The following is a 24,396-nucleotide window of genomic DNA, read 5'->3' as shown; positions in this document are numbered from 1 at the left end:
CACGCCAGGCCGCGTTTTTTCAGGTGCGCGCGCGTCGCGGGCGCAACTCGGGTAGAATGTCGCCCACGCAATGAGGGTATTGGAAATGGCTTTAGTCGGGCGCTACAACAGTTTGCAAGTGGTTAAACACACTAACTTTGGTTTGTACCTGGACGGTGCGCAAGACGGTGAAATCCTCTTGCCGAATCGGTATATCCCCAAGGATATTCCCAGTGAAGATGAAGACTGGCTTAACGTTTTCATTTACTTGGACAGCGATGACAAACTTATCGCCACCACTGAAAAACCCAAAGTTCAAGTTGGCGAATTCGCCAGTTTGAAAGTGGTGGAAGTCAACAGTATTGGCGTGTTCCTCGACTGGGGTTTACCCAAGGATCTGTTGCTGCCGTATTCGGAAGAAAAACGTCAGTTGAGCGCCGGTGAATATTGCGTCGTGCACGTCTATCTCGACAAGCACACCAAGCGCATCACCGCCACTGCACGCCTGGATCGCTACCTGGACAAGACCCCTGCCAACTACCAAGTGGGCCAGGAAGTCGACCTGCTGGTGGCCGAAGCCACCGACATGGGTTTCAAGGCGATCATCAACAACAAGCACTGGGGCTTGATCCACAAGAACGAAGTGTTCAAGTTCCTGCGCCCGGGCAAGGAAGAAAAAGGTTTTATCAAAGAGATCCGCGCCGACGGCAATATCAGCCTGAGCCTGCAGCCGGTTGGCCAGGAAGCGGCCTCCAGCCTGAACTCGAAGATCCTGGCCAAGTTGCGTGAAAACAACGGCACCTTGCCGGTCAGCGACAAGAGCGACCCGGCGGTGATCAGTAACGTGTTCGGCGTGAGCAAGGGCAACTTCAAGAAAGCCATCGGTGCGCTGTATAAGCAGGGCCAGATCGTGATTCACGCGGATCGCATTGAACTAAGCTGAGTGCGTTTTGCTCTTCTGTAGGCGCCGGCTTGTCGGCGATGATGCCAATGGTTTCGGGATGTTCTCTCGGAAGCCATTGCTGGAAGCCCGCTCCTACAGAAGGTGTATCGATGTCCAAGAAATCGTTGTTCGCCTACCTCGGCACGTTGATCGCCTTCCTGATCCTGGATGGGCTCTGGCTCGGCGTTGTCATGGGGCCCACCTATAGATCCCTGCTGGGTTCGCTGATGCTGGATCAACCCCGCCTATTGCCTGCTGGGCTGTTCTATCTGTTGTACGTCTTTGGCTGTGTGGTCTTTGTGGTGCTGCCCAGCGCAAGCTGGCAACGTGCCGCACGTTTGGGTGCGTTGCTGGGCCTGGTCGCCTATGGCACCTATGACCTGAGCAACTGGGCCACGCTGCAAGGCTGGTCTGCCCAGCTTGCGGTCATGGACATGGCCTGGGGTACATTCCTGACCGCCGCATGCTGCACGGTGGGTTACCTGTGTGCACAACGAGTGCACCGCTGATTGTGTACAGGATGTATGTGCACCGTTGCTGAGCGTATCCCTATTCTATAGCCCTGTATCAACCCCTTTGGAGCGCCGTCCCAGAGGGATTGGCTTCAATTGGCACGCATTCTGCTGACTGTCTCGTATACAAACCATGCCGCCTCCCGTATGCACCCCCGCAACGGAAGCGCAGGCCGGTATTTCGAGGAGCCCAGCGATGACCGAACAATTGCCCAAAGGCTACAGCCCGCGCCTGTATAACCAGGACTTGGGGCCACTGCCGCAGAAGTGGACCTGGTACAACATTTTCGCTTTCTGGATGAGCGACGTGCACAGCGTCGGCGGTTATGTGTTTGCCGCCAGCCTTTTCGCCCTGGGCCTGGCCAGTTGGCAGGTCTTGATCGCCTTGCTTGCGGGTATCTGTATCGTGCAGTTGATCGCCAATCTGGTGGCCAAGCCGAGCCAGCAGGCCGCCGTGCCTTATCCGGTGATCTGCCGGCTGGCGTTTGGTGTGTTTGGCGCGAATATTCCGGCGGTGATTCGCGGCTTAATTGCCGTGGCCTGGTATGGGATCCAGACGTATCTGGCTTCGAGTGCCTTGATCATCGTGGTGCTGCGTTTCTTCCCACAGATGGCGGTTTACGCAGAGCCGCATTTTGCAGGCCTGTCCTACCTCGGCTGGTTTGGTTTCCTTAGCCTATGGTTTTTGCAAGCGGCGGTATTTTGGGCCGGCATGGAGTCCATCCGCCGTTTTATCGATTGGGCGGGGCCGGTGGTGTACGCGGTAATGTTTGCCCTGGCTGGCTGGATCGTGTGGAAGGCCGGTTGGTCGAACATCAGCTTTACGCTGGCGGAGAAGTCATTGTCGGGCTGGCAGGCGTTTGGCCAGGTGATCGTGGCGACGGCGCTGGTGGTGTCGTATTTCTCCGGGCCGACCCTGAATTTCGGCGACTTCAGCCGGTACTGCCGCAGCATGCAGGACGTGCGGCGCGGCAACTTCTGGGGGCTGCCGGTAAATTTCCTGGCATTTTCCCTGGTGACCGTCGTGATCGTCTCGGGCACCTTGCCGGTGTTTGGTGAAATGCTTCATGACCCGATCGCCACGGTTTCACGCATCGATAACAACATGGCGGTGCTGCTGGGCGCCTTTGCTTTTGTCACCGCGACCATTGGCATCAATATCGTCGCCAACTTCGTCTCCCCGGCGTTTGACTTCGCCAACGTCGCACCGAGCAAAATCAGTTGGCGCGCGGGCGGGATGATCGCTGCCGTGGCATCGATCTTCATCACCCCGTGGAACCTGTTCAATAACCCGCTGATGATTCACTACACACTGGATATCCTCGCAGCCTTCATCGGGCCGCTGTTCGGGATTCTGCTGGTGGATTTCTACTTGATCAAAAAGCAGAAGATTGACGTGGATGCGCTGTTTGACGACAGCCCAAGCGGGCGCTACTACTTCGACGGCGGCGTGAACTGGACGGCAGTCAAGGCGCTGGTGCCGGCGACGCTGGTGGGCGTCGCGATCACCTTCACCCCGGCGTTGCAGGGCATGGCCAACTTTGCCTGGTTTACCGGGTGCTTCCTGGGTGGGCTGTTTTTCCTGGTGCTGGCGCGGCGTGAGCAGGTGCGTGTGCCTGCGCCAATGGTTGCCGGCTGACCAGCACCGAGCCCGCCACCAGCAAGCCTGTGCCGGCGATTACCAGTGCCGGTTGCAGGCCACCGCTCAGGTGGCTGCTGACCGACGCCAGCAGCGGACCGCTCAATTGGCCGATGGCAAAGCTCGCGGTCAGCAGCCCGGTGCTGCGCTGATAGCCGTGAGGGGCGACGTCCCGCAAGCGTGCCATCACCAACTGCATGCACGCCAGGAACGGCCCGCCACATAGCAACACCCCAAGTGCCAGGCCCCACCCATTGCCCAGCAGGCAGGCAAATACGCCGGCCGCCTGCAGCCACAGCGTGGTCATCAGCCAGCGGCGGGTGGTGTCTGGATCCTTGCGACGCAGGGTCGCCACCCCTACGCCGATCGCGGCCGCCAGGCCAAAGCACGGCCAGAACAGGTCAGCCTGCCAGGCGCCCCTGAATTGCGCGCTGGCCATCTGCGACAAGAATGTCGCCGGGATGATGTAGCCCAGGCCGTACAACACGTAGATCCAGCACAAATGCGCGATGCTGCCATTACTGCCCGCCGCTGAGTGGCCGGCGTCGGGGATGGCGGCGGCAGACGGCTTGGGCAGGAACGGCAAAATCGCCAGCAACATCACCAACGCTACCGCGCCGTACACCAGCCACAAGGTTGCCGAGCGTTGCCCCAACAGGTTGGAGCCCAGCGCCAGCAACCCGGTCAGCAGAATGCCCAGTCCAGGCCCGGCGAATACCAACGCACCCAGGCGCGGACGCCCGGCAGCAATTGCCAGCGGCTGGCTCAGGCTGGTGATCATCACCAGTGCCCAGGCACTCGCGACACCGGTACCAAAGCGCAGCAATAGATGTGGCCAGAACCCATGGGCCCAGTACGACGCCAGCGTCAGCAGCACACACAACCATAGCCCGCCATACAAGCGCCCGCGCACGTGGTGATGGCTGCGCGCAAAGATCGAATCGACTGCCCCCACGAAATAGCCCAAGTAATTGGCGGCAGCAATCAGGCCTGCGCCGGTCAAGTCGATCTGCCCCTCACTGAGCAGATGCGGCATTTGTGGCGTGAGGGCGAAGCGGCCAATGCCCATCGCCATCATCAGGGCGACAAAGCTGGCAAGTAAGCGAATCAAAGGGGACATGGTCAAGTTTCCTGCGGGTAAACGAATACCTTCAGGCTAAAGCGGATTGACTTTCTGTAAAATTGAATAATAGTGAGTAACTTGTTCAGTTTTGGAGAAAGGTATGGAGTTCAGTCAATTGCGCATTTTCCAGGCCGTGGCGGAAGAGGGCTCCATTACCCGTGCGGCCGAGCGCCTGCACCGCGTGCCGTCAAACCTGTCGACCCGGCTCAAACAGATGGAGGAACAACTTGGGGTCGAGTTGTTCGTGCGCGAGCGCCAACGCTTGCAGCTTTCTCCAGCGGGCAAAGTGTTGCTGGACTACAGCACCCGTCTGCTGGCCCTGCACGACGAAGCCCACGGCGCCGTACAAGGTGGGCAACCGGCTGGTGACTTTGTGCTGGGTAGCATGTACAGCACGGCGGCGGTTCATTTGCCGAAGTTGCTGGCGGGTTATCACAAGGCTTATCCGATGGTGAACCTTCAGGTGCAGTCGGCACCCAGCGGCGAGCTGCTCGAAGGCCTGATTACCGGTCGCCTGGATGCTGCCTTTGTGGACGGCCCCATCACCGTCGCCTCCCTGGACGGCGTAGCCCTGTGCGAGGAACGCCTGGTGCTGATCTGCGAAGCCGATCACCCGCCGGTACGCGGGCCGCAGGACGTGGCGGGCCGCTCGGTGTTCACCTTCCGTCGCAGTTGCGCCTACCGCACGCGCCTGGAAACCTGGTTTTCCCACGAGCGGGTGGCCATGGGCCGGGCGATTGAGATCGAGTCGTATCAAGGCATGCTCGCCTGCGTGATCGCTGGATCCGGGGTGGCGTTGATGTCTGAATCCATGCTCGCCAGCCTGCCAGGCAAGGACAGTGTGTCCGTTCATCCGCTGACAGGGCCTTTTGCTACTGCGACAACCTGGCTGATGTGGCGAAAGGGTATGCTCGGCGCTAACCTCAACGCATGGATCGACCTGCAGCAAGAGGGCAAGGCCAAGGTCCTGCAAGACGCACGAGCGATTGCTTGAACGATCCGTCAGGATTTGGATCAATTCAGTAATAGTTCGTTGTGGTTTCGTTCAAGCAATACGTAGGACTTAGGGCTACTATCAGTGTAGGAAAAGGCGACAGAACTTGCGCCTACCAGCATTACCCTCAAAGGGGGCAACCATGAAAGAGAAAATTCAAAACTGGCTCCATGATCTGGGTGTTGCACTGGGCTTGATCGAGCCTCCGCTGCAGCCGGTGCCTATTCGCACAGATGACGAGCAGCGTCGCCCACGTCGCAGGTAAGTCGTGAAGCGCTCACGCGATCCCGTCGCGCGGGCGCTGCACCGTGGGGCATTCAACAGGGCGTGTTCCAGTCCCTGTTATTCGAGTGCAGCCGTTGTTCATTTCGTACTGCCCGCAATTATCTGACGTTGCGCGTCTCGTCGTCAGAGACTTCTTCTTATTCCGTCATCCGTGCCCTTTTCCCGCTCGTCCTTCTATATTTTCGCCTTCACATGGATGAATGGGCATTGGAATGTCGCGCATTGATAACGAAGGAATGTTGATGTCCGACAGGGTCAAACCCCGTCGGTTTCAAACGATCGAACACGGTGATTTGCGCGGCGTGAGCGCGCTGGTGGTCCATCAAACGGACGCCCCAACCGCCCAGCACACCTTCAACGGTTACCTGGCCAAGGGAAGCGGGGCGCATTTTCTCATTGAGAAAAATGGTGTGATCTACCAGACGGCCAGCCTCAAAAAACGCTGTTACCACGTGGGTCGCTACCTGCGTTCCAAATGCCTGGCCACTGATCAGGCCAAGTGCGACACCGCGCAAATTCAGACAATCCAAGCGCTCACTTGGACGTTGCAGATTCGCGCGCTGGACCGCTATGAGCGCACCAAGGACTACCCTGAGCGATACCCGATGAACGCGGATTCCTTGGGGATTGAATTGGTTGGCAAGCATCTGGATGCTGCCCGTTACGAAGAGGTGACTGCCCTGCAGAATCAAGCGCTGCAGTGGTTGGTGGCAGAGTTGTATGGTCATTTCGGCCTGACCCCCGAAGACGTCTACACGCATCCGCAAATCGCCTACAAACACCCAGGCGAAGCCAGCAGCGCGGTGTGGCAATGAGCCTACGGCCATGGTTGTTTGGCGTGTGGGTAATACTCGCCGGGTGCGCAGCTTCCCCTCCAGATATTGACGAAATTTCCATATCGAATTTTCGCTCTGGCGAGCCCGAACGCTGTCGACCCCGTGACGTTGCGCTGGATGAGGGCGAGATCGCATCCTTCTTCAAGCGCGCTGAGCCTATTGATGGGCGCACGCTGCATGACGAGTACGACTGGGCGCCTTGTTACCTGGAAGGCACGCTGAAATATCGCGGCAAGGCCTGTATTTGGCGAGTGAGGGCGGGCGCGACAGGGGAGATCGAGTGCCCGGCAACCGAGCTGTATTTTTTCGGCTGCAAGGCGTGCGGTGATTTGTTTGGAAGGTCAACGCGGTAAGGGTGCGGAACAACCCCAAGGAATCTATCCGTCAGGCTTTGGCGTCTTATGGTCGGAATTGGACTACCTGACAGTCAGAATTGGCTGGCTTATCCCATTCGAGAGATACGCATAGGTTAAAACGCCAGCGCATTTTTACAGCGCCCCAACGTGATTGAACGCCCCTTTTGGGCATCAGTCAGAACGGTTGGAGACACATCTATGTTGCTCTCTTCAGTTCCGCCCGTCGCCGCGTCACTTATCGCCACAACCGGCAATATTCTGCATATCGCACCGGCCTCGAGGGGTTGGAAGGCACGGGCGCCCGATAACGTCGTGTTTCTTCCCCCGACGATCGGCAAACAGGCACTGCTTATCCAGATCGGGCTCTTGCGTCCATCGATGATGATTGTCGGCGGCCAAGCCATCGATGCCGATGTCATTGAGCAATGGCGTATATCCCACCCTTTTGGGGACCTCCATTTAATCCGCAGAGGCAACAGCCTGGATAACGTACGGCTGAATTTGTGCGAGTCCAAGGGTATCCGAGTCGGCAACACGCCAGGGGTTGAAGCGTCGCATATCGCTGTCTATATCGCGCACTGGTTGAAGCGGGCCGATGGCTCCCTACCTCCTGATATCTGTGTGCTGGGATACGGCAATGTGGGTAAAGAGCTTGTCAAACGCTTACTTGATCGTGATCCGGAGGTCCGGGTCAAAGTAGTGGATAGACACGGCCGTTCAGCGGGCAATATTAACAGTCGAGTGTCATTCGTGGAGGACTGGTCCGAGGCGCTGGAGGGGGCCTGTGCTGTCCCCCTTTGCTTATCCCTGAAGGGTGACGCCGCTTATCGCATTGAGAGAGCCCTGATTCAGCGTATGGACAAAGTCGCTCGCCTGGTCTGTGTCTCCAAACCGGATATCTTCAGTGATGACGCGTTGCAAACCCTGGCAATTGCCGAACACACCCAGCTTGTACTGGACTGTGCCCCCGGGGCATTGGATGCATTTCGGATGCGCACGCAAGCGCTCGGTTGCAGTGTCTCCACCTGGCGTAAGCCCGCGACGCTGACTACACACGCGGCCACCACCGAAGCTTGCCAGTGCGACCTAGATTGCGCCGTTTCAGTGCAGTTGAGCTTGAAGGCCTTGCACGGCATAGTCAGGCGCAAGCGCGCGCAGTCATTGATGATCCCCGCCCAGCACGCCTCTGCCGATGCGCCCTGCGTCTCCATCATCGGTCGAGGTATCAACGGCCTGCTGCAAGCCTTGATGTTCCGCCTGGCAAATTATCGGGTCACAGTATACGAGGGAAGTCAGGCCAACGATGGAGTCGGTCGAGGGTCTGTGATGACGACTGCCAATGCGCAGCATGACGATTACCTACTGCTCGCGAATCGGTATTTGACTGACGAGTTCAACGGCGTAGGCATCGAGCTGTTTGAAAAGCTCCTGGCGGACAATCCTTCGATTGATGCATCAGCAGACGGTCTGGAATCCAGCTGTTTCCTGGCTGGGATTACGTCGCTGTTGCTCCGGTCTGGGGTTGAATTCCTTCCCCAGCATCTGGGCCTGGTGCAAATTGCAGAGCTGAGCAGGGAGCAGTTCGTGATCACTGCGCAGGGGGGAGGGGCGCTGGATGGAATTTCGATAGTCCATTGCGTCGCATCCAACCTGATTGTGGACGGGGCAACATATTCCGAGTGCATAACACTTGGGTTGATCTGGGCCTGCCTGGTCCAGGAAATCATCCAGGTAAAAGCTGCTGCGAGTTCGGCACTGTATCAATGAAAAAAAACGGGCACGACCTCCGACGTCGTGCCCGCTGAAGAAACCGCTTTAAACCCCGCGCGCTCTCAAGCCGCGCGAGCCGCCACGCCCTCTGGTCGGCGCGACAGCAAGCTCACCAGCACAAAACTCACCAAGCCAATCGCCAGGCTGTAGTAGATCGGCGTGTTTGCATCCAAGCCATCCTTGAACATAAACACCAGCGCCGTCACAAAGCCCAGGGTCATGGAGGTGATCGCACCCGATGTCGTCGCGCGTTTCCAGAAGATCGCGCCGATCAGCGGGATCAACATACCGCCCACCAGCAGGTTGTACGCCAGGGTGAGTGCGCTGATCACGTCGCTCACCACCAATGCGATCCCCAGCACGGCAATACCGGTCAGCATCGTGAACAGGCGGTTGACGGCCAGGCTCGACTGTTTGCCGCCACGCAGGCGCGGCAGCAGGTCTTCGGTCAGCACGGTGGAGGCGGCGAGGAGGCCGGCGCTGGCGGTGGACATCATCGCCGCGAGAGCAGCGGCGATCACCAGGCCACGGATGCCGTCGGGCAGCGACATTTTCACAATGGCTGCGAATGCGTTGTTGACGTTATCCAGGTCCGGGATCAGCACGTGCGCGGCCATGCCGATCAGTGCACACGCCAGGCCGTAGAGGATGCAGTAGAAGCCGGCGAACGTGCCTGCATACTTGGCGACCTTTTCGTCACGCGCGGTGAATACCCGCTGCCAGATGTCCTGGCCGATCAGGATGCCGAAGAAGTAGATCATGAAGTAGGTGATGATCGTGTCCCAGCCGATCGCGGTGAAGCTGAAGCTCGACGCGGGCAGCTTGGCCACCAGCTCGTCCCAGCCGCCAACGCGGTACAGGCAGATCGGCAGCAGGATGAACATCAGGCCGACGGTCTTGATCACGAACTGCACGATATCGGTCAGGGTCAGCGACCACATGCCGCCAATGGTCGAGTACACCACCACGACACCACCGCCGAGCAATACCGAGATCCAGAACGGCAGGCCGAACAGCACTTGCAGCACGGTCCCGATGGCCAGGATCGAGGTCACGCCGATCATCAGCGCGTAGGCCAGCATGATCACGGCGCTGGCCTGTCGGGCCATGGGGTTGTAGCGTTTTTCGAGGACCTGGGTCACGGTGAAGATCTTCAGCTTCAACAGCGGCTTGGCCAGGAACAGGTTTAGCGCAATGATGCCCATGCCCAGCGCGGCACACAGCCAGAAGCCGGAGATGCCATGCACGTAGCCCAGGCGCACGGTGCCGACGGTGGACGCGCCGCCCAAGACCGTGGCGGCCATAGTGCCCATGTACAGCGACGGGCCGAGGTTTCGCCCGGCTACCAGGTAGTCCTCGTGGGTCTTGGCGCGGCGCATGCCGTAATAGCCGAGCACGAGCATGCCGGCGGCGTAGATGAGTACGACGAATAAATCCAAAGCCATGACGGCGAGTCTCCGATTATCGTTTTTATGGGGATCAGGCGGCCTGTTGCAGCGCCGGTTTAACGTGCGCATCCATGCGCTTGCTGCGGGGGTCGGTCGGCCCGTATACGGCCGCCGGTTCCGGGAACACGCGAAGCAAGGTCAGGTACACCACCGAGGCCAGTCCCAGGGTTACCGGCAGGCTGATATCGATGCCGTCGGCCAGGTTGCCCAGTGGCCCGACGAACTGCCCCGGCAGGTTGACGAAGCACAGGCCCACCAGCGCACTCGGAATCCACGCGCCCAGGCCACGCCAGTTCCAGCCATGGCTGAACCAGTAGCGGCCACCGGTTTCACCGCGGGTGAACACCTGCAGGTCATCCGGGCAGTAGAAGCCGCGGCGCACGATCAGGCCGATGATCATCATCACCATCCACGGCGTGGTGCAGGTGATGATCAGCACGGCGAAGGTCGACACGCTCTGCACCAGGTTGGCGGCGAAACGTCCGATAAAGATGAAGGCAATCGACATCACCCCGATCAGCAAGGTGGCCTTGACCCGCGACAGCAGCCGCGGGAACACGCTGGACATGTCCAGGCCCGTGCCATACAGCGAGGTGGTGCCGGTGGACATGCCGCCGATCACCGCGATCAGGCACACCGGCAGGAAGAACCAGGTCGGCGCCACTGCGAGCAAACCGCCAACATAGTTATTGGCCGCGATGTAGTCCGGCGCCTTGATCGCCACGATGGTCGCGGTGGCCAGGCCGAACAGGAAGGGGATCAAGGTAGCGATTTGCGCCAGGACCACTGCCAGCATGATGCGCATTTTTGGCGTTTCACGCGGGATGTAGCGCGACCAGTCGCCCAGGAACGCACCGAAGGAAATCGGGTTGCTCATGGCCACCAGCGCGGCGCCGATGAAGGCGGCCCAGAAACCGGTCTGGCCCAGGCCCACCGTGCCGGCGAAGTGGCTGTCGAAAGCCGGCGCGAAGGCGAAGATGCCCAGCAAGAACAGCAGGCTCGCCGCCCACACCGCAATGCGGTTGACCCACAGCATGAAGCGAAAGCCGTAGATGCACACGGTCAGTACCAGAATTGCGAACACACCGTAGGCCAGGCCCAGGGTCAAGTCGGTTTCCGGCAGGCCAACCAGGCGCTTCGCACCGCCGACCAGTGCGTCGCCCGAACTCCACACCGACAGTGAGAAGAACGCAATGGCGGTCAGCAGCGAGAGGAACGAGCCGACGATCCGCCCGTGCACGCCAAAATGCGCACCGGAAGACACGGCGTTGTTGGTGCCATTGATCGGCCCGAACAGGCCCATGGGCGCCAGGATCAGCGCACCCACCAGCACGCCTAGCACAATCGCCCAGGCGCCGGCCTGGAATGAGAGGCCGAACAGCACGGGGAAGGAGCCCAGTACGGCGGTGGCAAAGGTGTTGGCACCGCCGAAGATCAGGCGGAACAGATCCTTGGGGCCGGCGGTACGTTCATCGTCCGGGATCTGTTCGACCCCGTTGGTTTCTATCTTGCGAATACGTTTATCGTTGTTTTTATTATTCATGATCAGCTCCGATCACATTGGCTAATGGGGCGGCAGCCCTTCCGGCATAGCGGACAAATGTTCGTGACAGGCCAGCCACAGGCCTTCTTGTTGTTCTGCGCCAAGTCCTTGCCGTTTGAAGACAATGGTCTCGCGTTCCTGGCTATTGAATTGCTCCCCGTTCATGCGCAGCTCGGTGGCCACGTCATGAATAAATATCGCCACGTCACCCTGCAGGCTGACAACGGCGTTGCTCGACGTGCATGACAGCACCTCGAACCCCTCGTCCCGGCGCCAGCTGTCCCACAACGCCTGGTAGGCATCGCGACTGAGCAGCGGCTGGGGGAGGGTGTAGAACACAAAGCTGGCGTCGACTGTGAACGCGCCGAAGTAGGCGGCGCGGTCATTGCGGGCGAAGGCCGCCACCAGGTCGGCGGCGGCTTGCAGCACTTGGTGCGTGCTCATCAGCGGTGCGCCACGCCAGGCAGTACGCAGAGCATTTCGTACAGCAGGTTGGCGCCCAGCAGCGAGGTGTTGCCGGTGGTGTCATAGGGCGGCGAAACTTCTACCAGATCGCAACCAATCAGGTCGAGGCCCTGGCAGCCACGGATGATCTCGATTGCCTGGATGGTGGTCAGCCCGCCGATTTCCGGGGTGCCGGTCCCGGGGGCCCAGGCCGGGTCGATGCCATCGATGTCAAAGCTCAGGTACACCGGGCCGCCGCCGACTTTTTCCCGCACTTCGGCCATCAGCGGCGCGAGCGAGTGGTGCCAGCATTCTTCAGCCTGGACCACACGGAAACCCTGCTTGCGGCTCCAGTTGAAGTCTTCGGCGGTGTAGCCCTGGGCGCGCAGGCCGATCTGTACCACGCGGTCACAATCGAGCAGGCCTTCTTCCACGGCGCGGCGGAAGGTGGTGCCGTGGGCGATTTTCTCGCCGAACATATGGTCGTTCACATCGGCGTGGGCATCGATGTGCACCAGCCCGACCTTGCCATGCTTCTTGTGGATCGCCCGCAGGATCGGCAGGGTGATGGTGTGGTCGCCGCCCAGGGTCAGCGGGATCACGTCGTGCTCGAGGATGTCATCGTAGGCTTCCTCGATGATGCGCACGGCGTCCAGCAGGTTGAAGGTGTTGATCGCCACGTCACCGATGTCCGCAACCGACAGTGAATCGAACGGTGCGGCGCCGGTGGCCATGTTGTAGGGGCGGATCATCACGGATTCGGCGCGGATTTCACGCGGCCCGAAACGGGTGCCGGCGCGCAGCGAAGTGCCGATGTCCAGAGGCACGCCGACAAAGGCGGCATCCAGGCCCTTGGCCGTTTGCAGGTGGGGAAGACGCATCATGGTGGCGATGCCGGCAAAGCGCGGCATTTCGTTGCCGCCCAGTGGTTGGTGAAAAATCTTGTCCACGGGAGTGCCTCATCGTTGTTTTGTTTATTAGGGGCCGATTCTGCGAAATACGTGGAAACGAAAGAATCGGCAGGGGCAAATACTTAGTTCAGATTTTTCTAAACTAATGCGTGAGGTAAACTCGGTTCAAAGGTGGGAGCGGGCTTGCTCGCGAATACGGCGTGTCAGCCACAGATAGCTCCACTGATCCACCGCATTCGCGAGCAAGCCCGCTCACGCCGGTTTTTGTGTGTTTCTGGAGAACCCATGGCCAACGCCTTGCCCGACCTGAAACTCCTGCGCATCTTCGTCAGCGTTGTGCGCCACCAGGGGTTTGCCAATGCCCAGCACGAACTCAACCTGTCCACCTCGGCCATCAGCACTTATATGAGCCAGCTGGAGTCAGCGTTGGGCCTGGTGCTGTGCCATCGCGGCCGGGGCGGCTTCAGCCTGACGAGCAAGGGCGAGCTGTTCCATCAGGAAACCCTGCGGTTACTGGGGGAGCTGGAAGGCTTCGAGCAATACGCTGCGGCGTTGAAAGGCGAGTTGCGCGGCACGCTCAAGCTCGGTGTGCTCGACTCGACGGTCAGCGACAAAGCCCTGCCGTTCGCCGAAGTCATCGGTGCCTACACCCTTGAGCACCCGGCGGTGCACTTGCATTTGTCGGTGATGAGTCCCTATGAGCTGCAACTCGGTGTGCAGGACAATCGCCTGGACTTGGCCATCGGCGCCTTTTCCAATCGCATGAGCGGGTTGATCTACATGCCGCTCTACCGCGAACAGCACTGGCTGTATTGCAGTACCCGGCACCCGCTGTTCAACGAGCGGCGAATCCCCGAACAGGTGATCACCCAGCAACGCATGGTCGGTCGCGGCTACTGGAGCCAGGCCGAGTTGGCGCGCCACGGTTTCAAGCACAGCGCCGCGACGGTGGAAAGTATGGAGGCACAGCTGATCCTGGTGCTGTCCGGCGCCTATATCGGCTACCTGCCCGAACATTACGCCCAGGCCTGGGCCGACAAGGGGGATTTGCGCGTATTACTGCCGGCGACCTTTGGCTACCAGGCGCCGTTCTCGATGATCATGCGGCGTGGCCGTAGCCGTGAACCACTGATCCAGACCTTCCGCGACTTGCTCAAGACCCAGCTCAACCAGGCCTGAAAACACCATGTCCAGACCCCGATGCCCCCGCTGCCTGCGGCCCACTGCCCATTGCTTGTGCGCGCTGATCCCCAGCCTCGACAGCCGCACGCGGGTGTTGCTGTTGCAGCACCCGAGCGAGGTCAACCACGCCCTGAATACCGCGCGGCTGGCGGCGCTGGGCTTGAAGAATGCGCAGTGCGTGGTGGGTGAGGTATTCGATGATCTGCCAACCTTGTTGAACCCGCCCGGTTATCAGGCGCGCCTGCTGTTTCCGGCGGACGATGCGCAGCCGCTGCAGGCCTACGTACCGGGGGATCAACCCTTGTTACTGGTAGTGCCTGATGGTACTTGGCGCAAGGCGCGCAAACTGTTGCACCTCAATCCATTGCTGGCGGCGTTGCCCCGAGTGACAGTGGCAGAGGGCGCCGTGTCCCGCTATCGGCTGCGCAAGGCGCCTGGTCCGGGTGCGCTGTCGACCGTGGAGGCGATTGTGCAGGCATTGCAGGTGTTGGAAGCGCCGACTTCATTCGAGCCGTTGCTCAGACCTTTTGATGCATTGATCGAGGGGCAGATCGCAGCGATGGGGCACGAGATATTTCGCAAGAATCATGGCGACGGACAGATGCAGTAGCAGGCAAGCCAGCGCCTGCATGGAGGGGGCCGCTTCGCAGATTCCAGGTTGATCCCACGATCTCTGTGGGAGCTGGCTCGCCTGCGATAGCGTCCTCCCAGTCGACACAGTCCCTGCTTATTCCTTTAAGCCATAAGCACCGCACTTTGCGTGATATGGCGCGCCAGGCTTTCCCGGTATGATGTTCGCCCCCGCAGTCTGGATTGCGAATACGCCATGACCTTGCAGTACCCTACAATCGCCGATTGCGTCGGCAATACACCCCTGGTCCGCTTGCAACGCATGGCGGGTGAAACCAGCAATACCCTGTTGCTCAAGCTCGAAGGGAACAACCCGGCCGGTTCGGTAAAAGACCGCCCGGCGCTGTCGATGATTACCCGCGCCGAGTTGCGTGGGCAGATCAAGCCCGGCGACACCCTGATCGAAGCCACGTCGGGTAACACCGGGATCGCGCTGGCCATGGCCGCGGCGATCAAGGGCTACAAGATGGTGCTGATCATGCCCGACAACGGCAGCGCCGAGCGCAAGGCAGCGATGACCGCCTATGGCGCAGAGCTGGTGCTGGTGACCCAGGAAGAAGGCATGGAGGGCGCACGCGACCTCGCCGAGCGCATGGCCGCCGAAGGCCGTGGCCAGGTGCTGGACCAGTTCGCCAACGGTGACAACCCCGAGGCGCACTACACCACCACTGGTCCGGAAATCTGGCGCCAGACCCAGGGCACCATCACCCATTTCGTCAGTTCCATGGGCACCACCGGTACCATCATGGGCAACTCGCGCTACCTCAAGGAGCAGAACCCGGCGATCCAGATCGTTGGCCTGCAACCGATGGAAGGCGCGGCCATCCCGGGCATCCGCCGCTGGCCCGAAGAGTATCTGCCGAAGATCTACAACGCCACGCGCGTGGATCGCATCATCGACATGGCCCAGCGTGAAGCCGAAGACACCACTCGCCGCCTGGCCCGTGAAGAAGGCATCTTCTGCGGCGTGTCCTCCGGTGGCGCCGTGGCCGGTATGTTGCGCTTGTCCAAAGAGGTGGAAAACGCGGTGATTGTCGCGATCATCTGTGACCGAGGCGACCGTTACCTGTCGACCGGCATCTTCGACGCGCCCAACTGATGGCCAAGCACGAGAGAGGCTTGCGCTTCCAACCGACCGGCGGCAGCCGAGCCCCGCAGATTCCCGTGGGCAAGAAACAACGCCTGGTCATCGAGCGCCTGGCCAATGACGGGCGCGGCATTGTGTTCTTTGAGGGCCGCACCTGGTTTGTGAATGGCGCGCTGGCCGGCGAAGACGTGGAAGCGCGGGTGCTGGGCACCCACGGCAAAATCGTCGAGGCCCGCACCGAGCGCGTGTTCACGGCCAGCGAACTGCGTCGCCCGGCACCCTGCGCGCACTTTGGCCGTTGCGGTGGTTGCAGCGTGCAGCACTTGCCCCATGCCGAACAACTTGCCCTCAAACAGCGCATGCTCGCCGAGCAACTGTCCCGTGTGGCGGGTGTCGAACCGCAAGAGTGGGCCGCGCCGTTGAGTGGGCCGGAGTTCGGCTACCGTCGCCGCGCCCGTGTGGCGGTGCGTTGGGATGCCAAGGCCAAGCACCTGCAAGTCGGTTTCCGCGCCGTGGCCAGCCAGGACATCGTCGCGATCGACGATTGCCCGGTGCTGGTACAGCCCTTGCAACCGATCATGCAGCGCCTGCCCAACATGCTGCGTCGCTTGAGCAAGCCCCAGGTGCTCGGGCATGTGGAGTTGTTCAGTGGTACGTCCACCGCCGTGTTGCTGCGGCACATGGCGGCGCTGTCGGAAGCGGACGTGCACATCTTGAAAGAATTTTGCACCTTCCATGACGCGCAACTGTGGCTGCATTGCGAGGGACAGCCGGAACCTGTCGAGCCAAGCCAGGCCCTCGGCTTCCGCCTGGATGCATGGGATCTGGAACTGGCCTACCGGCCGGGAGATTTCGTGCAAGTCAACGCCGGGGTCAACGCGGCGATGGTCGCCCAGGCGCTGGAGTGGCTCGCGCCACAACCCGATGAACGGGTGCTGGACCTGTTTTGCGGCTTGGGCAATTTTGCCTTGCCGCTGGCTCGCCAGGTGCGCGAAGTGGTGGCGGTGGAAGGTGTACAGGCCATGGTGGACAGGGCGGCCGGCAACGCCGCCAGCAACAATTTGCATAATGCGCAGTTTTTTCAGGCCGATTTGTCCCAGCCTTTGACTGACGCGGAGTGGGCCAAACAGGGCTTTTCTGCGGTACTCTTGGACCCACCCCGCGATGGTGCCCTGGAGGTTGTGCGCAAGCTCGCGACCCTTGGGGCCAAGCGTCTGGTGTATGTGTCCTGCAACCCGGCCACGCTGGCGCGGGACACGGTTGAGTTGGTCAAGCAAGGCTACCGGCTAAAACGTGCCGGAATCCTCGACATGTTTCCGCAAACCGCGCATGTCGAGGCGATGGCGTTATTTGAAGCGGGCTAGGATGCCCGTTTAATCCGACTGGCCTGCATTCTCCAAGGCCGTGACCTGCCAGGGAGTGTGTGTAAGCTTTGCTACGGTAAAGCAGGTCAGCGATGATTTTTGACGCATCCAAGGTGCGTCGTAGGGAAGGTAAGCAAGATGGTACAGGTGAGAGCACACCAGCCGATCAACACCGACGGCAGTATCAATCTCGAGGCATGGCTGGATCATGCCATCAGTGTCGACCCGGCACTGGACCGTGAAGCCTTGAAAGCAGCCTGCGAGTTCGCTCGTGAGTCTGAGCAGCAAGACAATGCGGCCAAGAACCTGTGGGCCGAAGGCACTTCAAGCTTTCGCACCGGGTTGGAGATCGCCGAGATCCTCGCGGACCTCAAGCTGGACCAGGATTCGCTGATCGCCGCCGTGCTCTATCGCGGCGTGCGTGAAGGGCATATTCCGTTGCCCACCGTCAGCCAGCGTTTTGGCGCAGTGGTGGCGAAGCTGATCGATGGCGTGCTGCGCATGGCCGCGATCAGCGCCAGCCTGAGCCCGCGCCAGTCCATGGTGCTGGGGACCCAGGGCCAGGTCGAGAACCTGCGCAAGATGCTGGTGGCGATGGTCGACGACGTACGCGTCGCCCTGATCAAGCTGGCCGAGCGTACCTGCGCGATCCGTGCGGTGAAAACCGCCGACGACGAGAAACGCAACCGCGTCGCCCGCGAAGTCTTTGATATCTACGCCCCGCTGGCGCACCGCTTGGGTATCGGCCATATCAAGTGGGAACTGGAGGACTTGTCCTTCCGTTACCTCGAGCCCGATCAATACAAACAGATCGCCACACTGCTGCACGAGCGGCGACTCGACCGCGAGCGCTTTATCGCCGACGTGATGAATCAGCTGCGCTCGGAGTTGCAGGCCACCGGCGTCGAAGCCGACATCAGCGGCCGTGCCAAGCACATTTATTCCATCTGGCGCAAAATGCAGCGCAAGGGCCTGGCCTTCAGCCAGATCTACGATGTGCGTGCCGTACGCGTGCTGGTGCCGGAAATGCGCGACTGCTACACCGCACTCGGTATCGTCCACACCCTGTGGCGGCATATCCCCAAGGAATTTGACGACTACATCGCCAACCCCAAGGAAAACGGCTATCGCTCGCTGCACACGGCGGTGATCGGGCCCGAGGGCAAGGTCTTGGAAGTGCAGATCCGCACCCACGCCATGCACGAAGAGGCCGAGCTGGGTGTGTGCGCGCACTGGCGCTACAAGGGCACTGACGTCAAGGCCGGCTCCAACCAGTACGAAGAGAAAATCTCCTGGCTGCGCCAAGTGCTGGAATGGCACGAAGAACTCGGCGATATCGGCGGCCTGGCCGAACAGTTGCGCGTGGATATCGAGCCGGACCGGGTCTATATCTTCACCCCGGACGGTCATGCCATCGACTTGCCGAAAGGTGCCACGCCGCTGGATTTTGCCTACCGCGTACACACCGAGATCGGTCACAACTGCCGGGGCGCCAAGATCAACGGGCGCATCGTGCCGCTCAACTACAGCCTGCAGACCGGTGAACAGGTCGAGATCATCACCAGCAAGCACGGTACGCCGAGCCGCGACTGGCTGAACCCGAACCTGGGCTATATCACTACATCGCGGGCGCGGGCGAAGATCGTCCACTGGTTCAAACTGCAGGCACGCGACCAGAACGTTGCCGCCGGTAAAACCTTGCTCGAGCGCGAACTGGCGCGCCTGGGCCTGCCCCAGGTGGACTTCGACAAGTTGGCCGAAAAAGCCAACATGAAGATCGCCGAAGACATGTTCGCCGCGCTCGGTGCCGGCGACCTGCGCCTGGCGCAACTGGTCAACCTGGCCCAACAACTGGTCGAGCCGGAACGCGGCAGCGAACAGCTGGAGCTGATCCCTCGCAAGGCCACCGGCTACAAGCCGGGCAAGCGCGGCGATATCCAGATCCAGGGCGTAGGCAACCTGATGACGCAAATGGCTGGCTGCTGCCAGCCGTTGCCGGGCGACGCCATCGTCGGCTACATCACCCAGGGCCGCGGCGTGAGTATTCACCGCCAGGATTGCGCCTCGGTCCTACAACTGGGCGGTCGCGAGCCGGAGCGCATCATCCAGGTCAGTTGGGGCCCGGTGCCGGTGCTCACCTACCCGGTGGACATCGTGATCCGTGCCTACGACCGTTCCGGTTTGTTGCGAGACGTGTCGCAAGTGCTGCTCAATGAGCGGATCAACGTGCTGGCAGTCAACACCCGCTCGAATAAAGAGGACAACACCGCGTTGATGTCCCTGACCATCGAGATTCCGGGGTTGGACGCCTTGGGACGCTTGCTGGGGCGGATTTCCCAGTTGCCGAACATCATCGAGACGCGGCGCAATCGCACCCCATGATGCGGTTCAGAAGGTGGGAGCTGGCTTGCCTGCGATAGCATCGACTCGGTCTGCCCGACCTACCGAGGCGCCCGCGTCGCAGGCAAGCCAGTTTCCACATTTGACCTTCAGCATGCTCGAAATAAGGGTAGAGATTGACTGATGTATTCACTTGAAGACCTGCTGCACCTGATGAACCGCCTGCGGGACCCACAATACGGGTGTCCGTGGGACCTCAAGCAAACCTATGCCACCATCGTCCCGCACACCCTGGAAGAAGCCTATGAAGTCGCCGACGCCATCGAGCGCGGCGACTTCGATCACCTGCAAGGCGAGTTGGGCGACCTGCTATTCCAGGTGGTGTATTACAGCCAGTTGGCGCGAGAAGAAGGGCGCTTCGAATTTGTCGGGGTGGTCGACAGCATTACCCGCAAGCTGATCCGTCGCCATCCCCATGTATTCCCTACCGGCGACCTGTATGCACCATTGGATGTCCCGCAACTGAGCGAAGAGCAGGTCAAGGAGCGCTGGGAGCAGATCAAGGCCGAGGAGCGCGCGGAGAAGTCCGACGCCCCCGAGCAGCTTTCCCTGCTGGATGATGTGCCCACCGCCTTGCCGTCCCTGTCCCGTGCCGCCAAATTGCAGAAGCGCGCCGGCCAGGTCGGCTTCGATTGGCCCTGCGCCTTACCGGTGGTGGACAACGTGCGCGAAGAGCTGGATGAAGTGCTCGAAGCCATGGCTGACAACGACCCGGTGGCGATTGCCGATGAGGTTGGCGACCTGCTGTTCGCAGCGGTCAACCTGGCGCGTCACCTCAAGGTCGACCCGGAATCCGCGCTGCGTGGCGCCAATGCCAAGTTCGAACGACGTTTTCGATTTATCGAACAAGCATTGCGCGACACGCACCAATCCATAGAAGATTGCACCCTCGAAACGATGGACGCCCTGTGGGGCGAAGCCAAACGTCAGGAAAAGAATGTGTCCAGCTGCGGTTGAGCAGTTGCCTAAGTGAGTAAGCACCATGAGCCTTTCCCTTCGCGACCAGTTGCTCAAAGCAGGTCTGGTCAACCAAAAGCAGGCCAAGCAGGTCGGCAAAGAGAAACAGAAGCAGCAGCGCCTGGTCCACAAAGGCCAGATCGAGGCCGATGACACCCAGGCCCGCCTGGCTGCCGAGGCGCAGGCCGAGAAGGTCAAGCGCGACCAGGAACTGAACCGTCAGCAGCAGGAAAAAGCCGAGGCCAAGGCCCGCGCTGCCCAGGTCAAGCAACTGATCGAAACCTCGCGCCTGCCCAAGCTGACCACCGAGGACTACTACAACTTCGTGGATGACAAGAAGGTCAAGCGCCTGTCGGTCAACACGTTGATGCGCAACAAGCTGAGCAACGGCTCCCTGGCGATCGTGCACCATGGGGGCGGCTATGAGGTGATCCCGCGCGAAGCGGCACTGAAGATCCAGGAGCGCGCACCGGAGCGTATCGTGCAGCTTAATATCCTCACTGAAAGCCAAGTGCCGGATGAGGATGATCCATACGCCGCCTACCAGATCCCCGATGATCTGATGTGGTAAGGCTGTAGCAACGAAAAACCCCGCTCAAAAGGCGGGGTTTTTGTTTGCAGGCGGTCCAGCTGCTGTGTGGGGCTGGACGCCTGCGCGATTTCAGAGTCTCAGGAGCCTTGCGCCTGGCGTCTCATCTCAAGGGCTTCGAGCTCGTTTTTATAATTATGAGCGTCGCTCTCGTTGTGAAACATGCCGACCAACAGGTCTTGTTGGTGTACATCCCAGATATGAATCCCATGGCCCAGTGCTTCGTGGGACATATGTTCGTCGTCGCGTTCAGTTACTTTTACAGTCATCTGCTTGCTCCAATCTCTGGTGGATCTGCGGCAAGTCGTCGCAGGCCTTTGTTATATGTTTTGTTAGCTTGCTAAGTAAACCGATTTTGCACGCAACAATTCATTGCACAAAACGCAACAGTGCCGCAGGCCGCGTAAACCGTGACATTGCGTCGCAGGGTGCTGAGTTTTATGACAAAAGTTTCATGTTGGTGTAAGGCTTCAGCCTTGTATTGACTGGGCCGCCGCTATCGCAGGCAAGCCAGCTCCCACCTTTGGAATGCATTTCAAAATGTGGGAGCTGGCTTGCCTGCGATAGCGGTCGACGCTTCAACACAAAACCTCCAGGCGAAAAAAAGCCCCGCATCTGCGAGGCTCTTTGTCCCATCTACCGATCAGCTACCTTTGACAGCCTTGCCGTCAACAGTACCGTCCTGCAGCATGATGTTGTATTCCTTGCCGTCGGTTTCGACCTGGCGCAGGGCAACCAGGATGCCGCCCTGGTCCTTGGCAAACCACATCTGGGTGATGCGCTTGCTTTGTGTCGGGTCACGCACGCGCTCAACCTTGATCGCATCGATGGAGCCGACCTTGGTCTGGACCTTTTCCGGGCCGATCACGCGGAAGTCGTAGGTGTCGACGTCGGTGCCTTCAACCACGTTGTAGCTCATGCTTTTCTTGCCGGCAGCCACATCGCGCTGCAGGGCCAACTGGTAGGTCGACTTGTCGAGCATGCCGCTTTGCAGGGCCACGTTGACCGGATCTTTGTTTTCGAAGCCGGTGACTTTCTTGGTGGCTTGGTCGAAGTCCAGGTTGATCTTCTTCGCCTTGCCCAGGCCGCCGCGTTCGAAGGTGTAGCTCTTCGGTTGCAGGGCGTCTTTGTCAAACTGGATCACGCTGGTTTCGGTCAGGCTGGCGATCATCATGGAAGCCTTGAAGTTCAAGGTCCAGGTGCCGTCGCCGTTCTTGGCCAGGCTGCGCTCAGCCGAACCGCTCATGGGCAACTGTTTCCAGTCGGCGGTGTAGCTTACGGAGAAAGGGTGAAGGTCTGCTGCCTGCACGGCAGGCAAGGCGAACAGCGCAAAAGCGAAGAGCAGGGCGCGACGCATAAAATCTCCTAGGTTCGAATCAAGTGGCCGCTGGCCGCGAGTAACTGACCGTCCAATAATGCACCCTGGTCACCAAGAATCAACCGCCCCTCGGCAAACCAGCGAACAGCCAGCGGGTAAATCCTGTGTTCCTGGGCATGAACCCGTTGCGCAAGGCTCTGCGCTGAGTCGTCAGACTCTACCGGAACCACTGCCTGTACGACCAGAGGCCCGCCATCGAGTTCCTCGGTGACAAAGTGCACGCTGCAGCCGTGCTCGCTGTCGCCGGCATCAAGCGCACGCTGGTGCGTGTGCATGCCTTTGTACTTGGGCAGCAGGGAAGGGTGGATATTCAGTAGGCGCCCTTCGTAATGCCGCACGAAATCAGCGCTGAGGATGCGCATGAAACCGGCGAGTACCACGAGTTGGGGCTTGAAGGCGTCGATCAGTTCAATCAAGGCGCTGTCGAAGGCTTCACGGCCGTCGAACGCTTTGTGATCCAGGGAGCGGGTGTCGATACCTGCGTCCCTGGCGCGTTGCAGGCCGTAGGCGTCGCTGCGGTTGGAGATCACCGCAGCGATGCGCACCGGGCTGTCGCCGGTGCGCGTGCTGTCGATCAAGGCCTGCAAGTTACTGCCGGTGCCGGAAAGCAGCACCACGACATTACAGGTCTGCGACATCAGTGAGCCTTGAGATTCTTTAGCTCAACCTGAGCTGCGCCTTCCGGGGCAGCGGCGATCTGGCCGATGACCCAAGGCTGCTCGCCGGCTTCACGCAGTACGTTCAGCGCGCTTTCAACATGCTCTTGAGCCACGCAGATGACCATGCCCACGCCGCAGTTCAGCACGCGGTGCATTTCGGTTTCATCGACGTTGCCTTTCTCTTGCAGCCAGTCGAATACCGCAGGACGCTGCCAGCTGGCCACGTCGACGATTGCCTGGGCGCCTTTTGGCAGAACGCGCGGGATGTTGTCCAGCAGGCCGCCGCCAGTGATGTGGGCCATGGCCTTGACCGCGCCAGTGTCCTTGATCAGCTTGAGCAGTGGCTTGACGTAGATGCGGGTCGGGGCCATCAGCAGGTCGGTCAGCGGCTTGCCGTCGAGCTGGGTGTTTTCGATCTCGGCGCCGGACACTTCGATGATCTTGCGGATCAGCGAGTAACCGTTGGAGTGCGGGCCGGACGACGGCAGGGCCAGCAGGGCGTCACCGGCGGCAACCTTGGAGCCGTCGATGATCTCGGCTTTTTCCACGACGCCGACGCAGAAGCCGGCCAGGTCGTAGTCTTCGCCTTCGTACATGCCTGGCATTTCAGCGGTTTCGCCGCCGACCAGGGAGCAACCCGACAGTTCGCAGCCAGCGCCGATGCCGGTGACCACTTGTGCAGCGGTGTCCACGTTCAGCTTGCCAGTGGCGTAGTAGTCGAGGAAGAACAGCGGCTCGGCGCCGCACACCACCAGGTCGTTGACGCACATGGCAACCAGGTCGATGCCGATGGTGTCGTGCTTGTTCAGGTTCAGTGCCAGGCGCAGCTTGGTGCCCACGCCGTCGGTGCCGGACACCAGCACAGGCTGCTTGTAGCCGGCCGGGATTTCGCAGAGGGCGCCAAAACCGCCCAGGCCGCCCATGACTTCGGGGCGCGCAGTGCGCTTGGCGACGCTCTTGATGCGTTCGACCAATGCTTCACCGGCGTCGATGTCTACACCGGCGTCCTTGTAGCTCAGGGAGGGTTGCTTGCTCATGATCCAGGCCTTTAGGGGGGATTCAGGGGTAACGACCGAGCGGGCAGGCGCTTTGGGTAAAAGGCCCAGCCGTTGACGGTCTGCGAAGGCGCGCGATTTTATCAGGCTTGAGGGGCAGCGGCCATCCTCGGGCCGACGGGCAGGGCCATATAGGCAAAAAAAGCCGGTTAAAAAAATGCTAATCGGCTCTGCTTTGGCGCGTATTAAGGTATAGCCTTTAACCCGCTATCGTTATGACAGTACAAAAACTGCCAAGACCCTGTGAATGTTTTATCGGTGGTTGTGGTCACAGCCTTGCCAAACCGAGTTCACGCGGTCTGTTCCAGCCGC

Annotated in this window: 24 protein-coding genes; 15 read left to right on the top strand and 9 right to left on the bottom strand. The window is 60.3% G+C overall.

All coding sequences use genetic code 11. From position 1 onward, the window contains the following. Nucleotides 1-85 precede the first annotated feature (85 nt). From ATH90_RS20805 to ATH90_RS20795, 3 genes are all read left to right on the top strand, one after another. Nucleotides 86-922, top strand: coding sequence for a CvfB family protein (locus tag ATH90_RS20805; protein ID WP_034108087.1), 837 nt, complete (start codon nt 86-88; stop codon nt 920-922). A gap of 110 nt (nt 923-1,032) precedes the next feature. Next, nucleotides 1,033-1,431: a DUF2177 family protein gene (locus ATH90_RS20800; RefSeq protein WP_034108086.1), complete on the top strand. Its 399-nt coding sequence runs from the start codon at nt 1,033-1,035 to the stop codon at nt 1,429-1,431. A 199-nt stretch (nt 1,432-1,630) separates the two neighbouring features. Beyond that, nucleotides 1,631-3,073: an NCS1 family nucleobase:cation symporter-1 gene (locus tag ATH90_RS20795; RefSeq protein ID WP_034108085.1), complete on the top strand. Its 1,443-nt coding sequence runs from the start codon at nt 1,631-1,633 to the stop codon at nt 3,071-3,073. Here the strand turns inward: ATH90_RS20795 and ATH90_RS20790 are convergent. Then, entirely contained in the window at nt 2,985-4,193 is a 1,209-nt protein-coding gene (locus ATH90_RS20790) for an MFS transporter (protein ID WP_069077967.1), read from the bottom strand. The genes ATH90_RS20795 and ATH90_RS20790 overlap by 89 nt on opposite strands. 103 nt (nt 4,194-4,296) lie before the next feature. Between ATH90_RS20790 and ptrR the strand changes: the two genes are divergently transcribed. The 5 genes from ptrR (at nt 4,297) to ATH90_RS20770 (ending at nt 8,434) form a co-directional block, all read left to right on the top strand. Beyond that, complete coding sequence (ptrR, locus tag ATH90_RS20785; RefSeq protein ID WP_034108079.1) at nt 4,297-5,190, top strand: putrescine utilization regulator PtrR; 894 nt, start codon at nt 4,297-4,299, stop codon at nt 5,188-5,190. A 142-nt stretch (nt 5,191-5,332) separates the two neighbouring features. Then, complete coding sequence (locus ATH90_RS29755) at nt 5,333-5,455, top strand: PA1414 family protein (protein WP_003193089.1); 123 nt, start codon at nt 5,333-5,335, stop codon at nt 5,453-5,455. A 232-nt stretch (nt 5,456-5,687) separates the two neighbouring features. Next, on the top strand, nt 5,688-6,290 hold the full coding sequence (locus ATH90_RS20780) for a peptidoglycan recognition protein family protein (protein WP_034108077.1): 603 nt from the start codon (nt 5,688-5,690) through the stop codon (nt 6,288-6,290). After that, entirely contained in the window at nt 6,287-6,664 is a 378-nt protein-coding gene (locus tag ATH90_RS20775) for a hypothetical protein (protein ID WP_069077965.1), read from the top strand. Before ATH90_RS20780 ends, ATH90_RS20775 begins: the two co-directional genes overlap by 4 nt. 201 nt (nt 6,665-6,865) lie before the next feature. Then, on the top strand, nt 6,866-8,434 hold the full coding sequence (locus ATH90_RS20770; RefSeq protein ID WP_098467183.1) for an NAD(P)-dependent oxidoreductase: 1,569 nt from the start codon (nt 6,866-6,868) through the stop codon (nt 8,432-8,434). A gap of 65 nt (nt 8,435-8,499) precedes the next feature. Here the strand turns inward: ATH90_RS20770 and ATH90_RS20765 are convergent, their stop codons facing one another. The 4 genes from ATH90_RS20765 to speB are packed head-to-tail and all read right to left on the bottom strand — an operon-like array spanning nt 8,500 to nt 12,822. Continuing rightward, nucleotides 8,500-9,882 carry a sodium:solute symporter family protein gene (locus tag ATH90_RS20765; protein ID WP_034108071.1) on the bottom strand — a complete coding sequence of 461 codons (1,383 nt, stop codon included), beginning with the start codon at nt 9,880-9,882 and terminating at the stop codon, nt 8,500-8,502. Nucleotides 9,883-9,916: 34 nt separating this feature from the next. Continuing rightward, the gene (locus tag ATH90_RS20760; protein WP_034108069.1) at nt 9,917-11,428 is read right to left on the bottom strand and encodes a purine-cytosine permease family protein; all 1,512 of its coding nucleotides are present in this window, start codon (nt 11,426-11,428) and stop codon (nt 9,917-9,919) included. A 21-nt stretch (nt 11,429-11,449) separates the two neighbouring features. After that, entirely contained in the window at nt 11,450-11,872 is a 423-nt protein-coding gene (locus ATH90_RS20755) for a YybH family protein (RefSeq protein WP_069077961.1), read from the bottom strand. Then, complete coding sequence (gene speB / locus ATH90_RS20750) at nt 11,872-12,822, bottom strand: agmatinase (protein WP_034108065.1); 951 nt, start codon at nt 12,820-12,822, stop codon at nt 11,872-11,874. Before speB ends, ATH90_RS20755 begins: the two co-directional genes overlap by 1 nt. A gap of 246 nt (nt 12,823-13,068) precedes the next feature. Between speB and ATH90_RS20745 the strand changes: the two genes are divergently transcribed. The 7 genes from ATH90_RS20745 (at nt 13,069) to ATH90_RS20715 (ending at nt 20,974) form a co-directional block, all read left to right on the top strand. Then, on the top strand, nt 13,069-13,962 hold the full coding sequence (locus ATH90_RS20745) for a LysR family transcriptional regulator (protein ID WP_069077960.1): 894 nt from the start codon (nt 13,069-13,071) through the stop codon (nt 13,960-13,962). Nucleotides 13,963-13,969: 7 nt separating this feature from the next. Continuing rightward, nucleotides 13,970-14,575, top strand: coding sequence for a tRNA-uridine aminocarboxypropyltransferase (locus ATH90_RS20740; protein ID WP_098467182.1), 606 nt, complete (start codon nt 13,970-13,972; stop codon nt 14,573-14,575). Nucleotides 14,576-14,791: 216 nt separating this feature from the next. Further along, entirely contained in the window at nt 14,792-15,694 is a 903-nt protein-coding gene (gene cysM, locus ATH90_RS20735) for a cysteine synthase CysM (protein ID WP_025855807.1), read from the top strand. Beyond that, complete coding sequence (gene rlmD, locus ATH90_RS20730) at nt 15,694-17,046, top strand: 23S rRNA (uracil(1939)-C(5))-methyltransferase RlmD (RefSeq protein ID WP_098467181.1); 1,353 nt, start codon at nt 15,694-15,696, stop codon at nt 17,044-17,046. Before cysM ends, rlmD begins: the two co-directional genes overlap by 1 nt. 138 nt (nt 17,047-17,184) lie before the next feature. Beyond that, complete coding sequence (relA, locus tag ATH90_RS20725; RefSeq protein ID WP_034108057.1) at nt 17,185-19,428, top strand: GTP diphosphokinase; 2,244 nt, start codon at nt 17,185-17,187, stop codon at nt 19,426-19,428. A gap of 141 nt (nt 19,429-19,569) precedes the next feature. Then, the gene (mazG, locus tag ATH90_RS20720) at nt 19,570-20,403 is read left to right on the top strand and encodes a nucleoside triphosphate pyrophosphohydrolase (protein ID WP_098467180.1); all 834 of its coding nucleotides are present in this window, start codon (nt 19,570-19,572) and stop codon (nt 20,401-20,403) included. 25 nt (nt 20,404-20,428) lie between these two features. Next, complete coding sequence (locus ATH90_RS20715; RefSeq protein WP_025855811.1) at nt 20,429-20,974, top strand: DUF2058 domain-containing protein; 546 nt, start codon at nt 20,429-20,431, stop codon at nt 20,972-20,974. 98 nt (nt 20,975-21,072) lie between these two features. Here ATH90_RS20715 and ATH90_RS20710 read toward each other — a convergent pair whose 3' ends face one another. From ATH90_RS20710 to purM, 4 genes are all read right to left on the bottom strand, one after another. After that, nucleotides 21,073-21,261, bottom strand: a complete 189-nt coding sequence (locus ATH90_RS20710; RefSeq protein ID WP_010208657.1) for a hypothetical protein — start codon at nt 21,259-21,261, stop codon at nt 21,073-21,075. 374 nt (nt 21,262-21,635) lie between these two features. After that, nucleotides 21,636-22,349 carry a DUF3108 domain-containing protein gene (locus ATH90_RS20705; RefSeq protein ID WP_034108052.1) on the bottom strand — a complete coding sequence of 238 codons (714 nt, stop codon included), beginning with the start codon at nt 22,347-22,349 and terminating at the stop codon, nt 21,636-21,638. 8 nt (nt 22,350-22,357) lie between these two features. After that, the gene (purN, locus tag ATH90_RS20700) at nt 22,358-23,008 is read right to left on the bottom strand and encodes a phosphoribosylglycinamide formyltransferase (RefSeq protein WP_034108050.1); all 651 of its coding nucleotides are present in this window, start codon (nt 23,006-23,008) and stop codon (nt 22,358-22,360) included. Beyond that, nucleotides 23,008-24,066 carry a phosphoribosylformylglycinamidine cyclo-ligase gene (gene purM / locus ATH90_RS20695; protein ID WP_098467179.1) on the bottom strand — a complete coding sequence of 353 codons (1,059 nt, stop codon included), beginning with the start codon at nt 24,064-24,066 and terminating at the stop codon, nt 23,008-23,010. The genes purN and purM overlap by 1 nt, the downstream gene beginning before the upstream one ends. Between the last annotated feature and the right edge of the window lie 330 nt (nt 24,067-24,396).

The organism is Pseudomonas lurida (assembly GCF_002563895.1).
In the GTDB taxonomy this organism is placed as follows: domain Bacteria; phylum Pseudomonadota; class Gammaproteobacteria; order Pseudomonadales; family Pseudomonadaceae; genus Aquipseudomonas; species Aquipseudomonas lurida.
Note: the sequence above shows the minus strand (reverse complement) of the source record. Positions and strands in the feature narration are given on the sequence as shown.